The sequence below is a fragment of the Desulfobulbus alkaliphilus genome (assembly GCF_016918545.1).
GTDB lineage: Bacteria > Desulfobacterota > Desulfobulbia > Desulfobulbales > Desulfobulbaceae > Desulfobulbus > Desulfobulbus alkaliphilus.
The window spans coordinates 1-3,854 of record NZ_JAFFQC010000069.1 but is presented as its reverse complement, the minus strand read 5'-3'; the positions used below and the strand labels follow the sequence as shown (position 1 = coordinate 3,854).

General features: G+C 45.8%; 8 protein-coding genes and 1 pseudogene. 3 read left to right on the top strand and 6 right to left on the bottom strand.

All coding sequences use genetic code 11. From position 1 onward, the window contains the following. Positions 1–117: 117 nt before the first annotated feature. Positions 118–225: pseudogene (locus tag JWG43_RS20365) on the bottom strand (toxin); the annotation flags it as partial. Between the two features lie 176 nt (positions 226–401). Between JWG43_RS20365 and JWG43_RS17200 the strand changes: the two are divergent. Both JWG43_RS17200 and JWG43_RS20360 read left to right on the top strand, forming a co-directional pair. Next, positions 402–680, top strand: coding sequence for a type II toxin-antitoxin system Phd/YefM family antitoxin (locus JWG43_RS17200; RefSeq protein WP_205244179.1), 279 nt, complete (start codon positions 402–404; stop codon positions 678–680). Then, positions 568–969 (top strand): type II toxin-antitoxin system RelE/ParE family toxin, encoded by a 402-nt coding sequence (locus JWG43_RS20360; RefSeq protein WP_371925216.1) that lies wholly within the window; start codon positions 568–570, stop codon positions 967–969. Before JWG43_RS17200 ends, JWG43_RS20360 begins: the two co-directional genes overlap by 113 nt. Positions 970–1,382: 413 nt before the next feature. Here the strand turns inward: JWG43_RS20360 and JWG43_RS17190 are convergent, their stop codons facing one another. The 5 genes from JWG43_RS17190 to JWG43_RS17170 form a co-directional block, all read right to left on the bottom strand. Next, complete coding sequence (locus JWG43_RS17190; RefSeq protein ID WP_205244177.1) at positions 1,383–1,706, bottom strand: helix-turn-helix domain-containing protein; 324 nt, start codon at positions 1,704–1,706, stop codon at positions 1,383–1,385. A gap of 232 nt (positions 1,707–1,938) precedes the next feature. Further along, positions 1,939–2,340 carry a type II toxin-antitoxin system VapC family toxin gene (locus JWG43_RS17185; protein ID WP_205244176.1) on the bottom strand — a complete coding sequence of 134 codons (402 nt, stop codon included), beginning with the start codon at positions 2,338–2,340 and terminating at the stop codon, positions 1,939–1,941. After that, positions 2,340–2,564, bottom strand: coding sequence for a type II toxin-antitoxin system Phd/YefM family antitoxin (locus JWG43_RS17180; protein WP_205244175.1), 225 nt, complete (start codon positions 2,562–2,564; stop codon positions 2,340–2,342). Before JWG43_RS17180 ends, JWG43_RS17185 begins: the two co-directional genes overlap by 1 nt. Before the next feature lie 303 nt (positions 2,565–2,867). Then, positions 2,868–3,047, bottom strand: coding sequence for a hypothetical protein (locus JWG43_RS17175; protein WP_205244174.1), 180 nt, complete (start codon positions 3,045–3,047; stop codon positions 2,868–2,870). Further along, a complete protein-coding gene (locus JWG43_RS17170; RefSeq protein ID WP_205244173.1) occupies positions 3,034–3,366 on the bottom strand; it encodes a helix-turn-helix transcriptional regulator in 333 nt (110 codons plus the stop codon). The genes JWG43_RS17175 and JWG43_RS17170 overlap by 14 nt, the downstream gene beginning before the upstream one ends. 366 nt (positions 3,367–3,732) lie before the next feature. On the opposite strand from JWG43_RS17170, the gene JWG43_RS17165 reads away from it, so the two are divergent. After that, positions 3,733–3,854 (top strand): type II toxin-antitoxin system RelB/DinJ family antitoxin (locus JWG43_RS17165; protein ID WP_205244180.1); only part of this gene is annotated, 122 nt, incomplete at its 3' end.

The window sequence follows — 3,854 nt, the reverse complement described above, 5'->3', positions numbered from 1 at the left end:
TGCTTCCGCTCCCGCCGAGGAACAATCGAGATCGGGGGAGAGGCAAGGCAGGCGCTGACGTACTCCTGGGCGAAACGGGAAACCTCCGTTTTCCCCTTGACAATACTTATCATGGATGTCCCTAATTTTCCCAGATTGAAGTGCAAATAACACGTCTTCGAAAGATATGCCCCGCTCAATCATCAAGAGTTGGTTCTTTTCTGCATTCCAATTGATCTGTTTCATTTTTTAAAAATAATGCGTCGTGTGCCTATTGTCATCAAATGAAATGGCAAATGCAAGTGGAGGTTCGGCGATAGAAAATATAAAATACGCGGTGCAGACCCCAAAGGTTCACTTGACGGTCAAACTATATTCGCATAAAATATAGCACCATATAAAATGCTTAAATGAGGTTTAACATGACTATCAGTATCACAGAAGATATCCGTTCAATCACAGATTTGAAGCGAAACACCAACGCTGTTCTTACCCAGATTCACAAAACCAAACGCCCGGTTGTCTTAACCGTAAACGGTAAAGCTGAAGCTGTGCTTGTTGACGCGAAGGAATACGAAAAAATGACGAATGCCTTTCAGTTGCTCAAGTTGTTGGCTCCAGCCGAAGAGGATATTGCCGAAGGTCGCTGTACCGAGGCAAAAGAGTTCTTTGAGGAGTTCAAACGTGCCAAGGAAATATGAAGTCCACCTCACTCGAAACGCCCAAAACGACCTTGAGTATATCTTTTGCTACATTGCTAACGACAACCTTGCGAATGCCAAAAAATTCATCAGGGAACTTGAAGAAAAAATATACTCCCTGGATTCATCACCAGAGCGCTGCCCCTTTATTCCGGAAAACACATTTTTTGGAACCAGTTACAGGCAGTTAATACATAAAAAATATCGAGCCATCTACAAAATTGACAATGACGCTGTATACATTCTCAGGGTCGTACACGGATCCAGGTTGCTAAAATTATTAAGATAAAGCCACAAAAAAAAAGAGAAATAAGGGGCAGACCAAGTTTCGGTTTGAAAAATAGAAACCGTGGCCTGTCCCTTACCTTCTATGAATAGTAATCGAACCAGAAACAGGAATACAATGGCGAATGCAAGCGGAGGTTCGGCAATAAAAAATATAAAATACGTCGTGTATAAAGAAGATAAATTCTATGTTTCTCAATGTCTTAATGTGGATGTTTCCAGTTTTGGAGAGTCAATTGACGAGGCCATTTCGTCCTTAAAAGAAGCGGTTTCATTGTATTTCGGGGAGAATTAGGGACGCTTCCCCTATTTAGTGTACTTTGGGAGATTGGCCACTTCTCTCTTTAAAAATAGGGGAAGATGTCCCTGATTTTCCAGGGGGGAATGTATGCCTTCAACGCATAATCTTGGCATCTTCTAGGCCTGACCCCAAATACACAAAATCCCCTCTATCCCTTTTCTTTCAATAATGTCAAAGAGGCGCTGACTGGAGCCTGTCGGCTTTTTCACGCCTCTTTCCCATTTTTGCACGGTTGAAGGGGAAACGTTGACCACGGCGGCAAAAGCCGCTTGGCTGAGATGTACTTTCTTGCGCAGCTCGATAATTTGGGCTGCGGAATATCCCTTGATGTCTGGAAGGCAGAGGGTATGAATTTCCCGCATGGTAATTTCATCAACCGTGCCGTCCTTGTATAAATCGTCGATAACGCTGGTCAGCGAATCAGCCACTGATTTCTTCATTTTTCATCACTTCGATAAAAGTTCCCGTTCTGATGGAGTGCGCTATCTGAACGGAGGAGAGGTCGAGAAAGGAAAATTAGGGACGCTTCCCCTATTAACATAGAGAGAAATGGCCAATCTCCCAAAGCACACAAAATAGGGGAAGTGTCCCTAATTTTCCGACAATCACCCGCCCCGTCCCACCTGCCAAACAATAAAACCACACCATGTCGCAAAAATACCTGGGACAATTCTACAGACGTGCATCGATTTTCTGAAGAAGTTGGGGCCAGGAGAGGATTTTCTCATCAGCCGTCACCAAAGTGGCATCATGTTCCAGAGCCGTTGCCACAATCATGCGGTCAGCAGGATCACCGTGAAACTTGCGAAGTTGCCCAGCGCGAACGGCAGTCGCCCCCCGCAAAGGAATCTCGATGAGGCCCGCTTGCAGCAAATCGGCCCGCCAGACATCAAGCGCGGTTTTCATGATCAATCTTTGCTTTTCAATGAGCATGGCAACCTCCCAGAAACATATTGTTGCCACAGCAAGCTGGCCGGTTGCTAAAGAATTGTTAATGGTTGCAAGCGCAGTTCCCCCCAGCCGCTGATTTCCTTCGTCCAGCCAGATAAGGACATGGGTATCAAGGAGGACCATCACTCTGCATCCCAGCTCATATTGAGTGGTGCTACAAGGTCGTCTTTACTCTCTACCTTCCCTTGGTGCAGGCCAAAAAGGGTGGCGGGAACAGTACGATACGGTTGCAAAATGGAAACAGGTACCCCATTTTTGGTAATCACTATGGACTCACCGGTTTTGTTGACCTCATCCATATACTGTAAACACTTTGCTTTAAACACAGAGGCTTTGACGATTTGCATGGTATGACCCTTGGAATCGTTAACTGAAGCTTACAACGTACGCATCATGGTTTACACATTGTGCATTTGGATTACTATAGTCATATCCATGGTCATAAGCAACCGCTTGCAATGCCAGGCATGAATTGGGCGAGTTTGCACGCCTTCGCAACCCTGAACGAACTCGCCCAGGCTCCGGCATTTGCCCAATGCCATGAAATCGTTTTCCGGTACGTCCTGCAGATAAACGATATGCCAATAACAACTGGGACAGATAGTCAGTCAGGCCATTGAATATGATGGGGAGGATTTACTTATGACCACCTATAACCAATTGATTTTTCGATATTTGACCCACAGGCCACCCATGTAGCTCCCTCCGCGAGAAAAGTCAACGGCAGACTTGACCCTTTTCTTTTCATTGCCGGCGACCACCGGTTGTGTTTCTCCGGGGAGCCAGATCCAGACAAAGGCTTCGGTATTGTCCGCGTTAGAAATCATCATCCACCACCTTGGGCGGATTTTTGATCCGTTTGGGGAGGAGAGCAATTTTACTTTGCGTCAGTTCGATGCTGGTGGCAAGCGCTCGACTGTCCTGCGCAAACAAAGGCACGCCAACCAGGGCGGCGACCTCGAACACCAGCCCGATGGACGGCGACATTGCACCGGCCTCGATCTTTTGCAGTGTCGCTCTGGCAATACCGGCTCTGTCCGCGAGGTTTTGCTCGGACCATTGACGTTTTTTACGGCCAAGCTTGATGTGCTGACCGAGCAACAAGGCGGCTTCTTGTGCGTATTTTGAATATGCCCTTTGTTGTACCATAGCCAACCCATACGCAAAAAAATGATCAATATAATAGCCATTAAGTTAATCAATGCTCATTATATTGATCATTCACTCGATCTTCAAGCAATCATTGGGCATTGGCTGGAATAATAGACAAAAAACTTTTTACGACCTTAAAGCCAAGGACATTTATTTAATTTAACGTGGAAAATAGCAACCTTTTCAAAAGCTTATAAAACAAGGAAAGCGCCACTAACTTTCATTCAAAGTTTGTGTGCAGGGGCATGTATACCTTCAACGCCCAATCTTATCATCTTCTAGGCCTGACCCCGTAGATTCTCTTGATTTTGTAATGCACTTGAATTAAAATTTTAGCAAAAGCTAACCAAGGAGGATGAAATCATGGCTGCTAATGCACTGGTACAAACCCGCGTAGACGCCACTGTAAAAAAACGGGCGGCAGCGGTATTGGAAAACATGGGTTTGACCGTCTCGGATGCTGTCCGCATCCTGCTGACCCGCGT

Coding starts and splice junctions, on each gene's coding strand:
- JWG43_RS17200 (WP_205244179.1), top strand. CDS start 402: ATGACTATCAGTATCACAGAAGATATCCGTTCAATCACAGATTTGAAG.
- JWG43_RS20360 (WP_371925216.1), top strand. CDS start 568: ATGCCTTTCAGTTGCTCAAGTTGTTGGCTCCAGCCGAAGAGGATATTG.
- JWG43_RS17190 (WP_205244177.1), bottom strand. CDS start 1,706: ATGAAGAAATCAGTGGCTGATTCGCTGACCAGCGTTATCGACGATTTA.
- JWG43_RS17185 (WP_205244176.1), bottom strand. CDS start 2,340: ATGGTCCTCCTTGATACCCATGTCCTTATCTGGCTGGACGAAGGAAAT.
- JWG43_RS17180 (WP_205244175.1), bottom strand. CDS start 2,564: ATGCAAATCGTCAAAGCCTCTGTGTTTAAAGCAAAGTGTTTACAGTAT.
- JWG43_RS17175 (WP_205244174.1), bottom strand. CDS start 3,047: ATGATGATTTCTAACGCGGACAATACCGAAGCCTTTGTCTGGATCTGG.
- JWG43_RS17170 (WP_205244173.1), bottom strand. CDS start 3,366: ATGGTACAACAAAGGGCATATTCAAAATACGCACAAGAAGCCGCCTTG.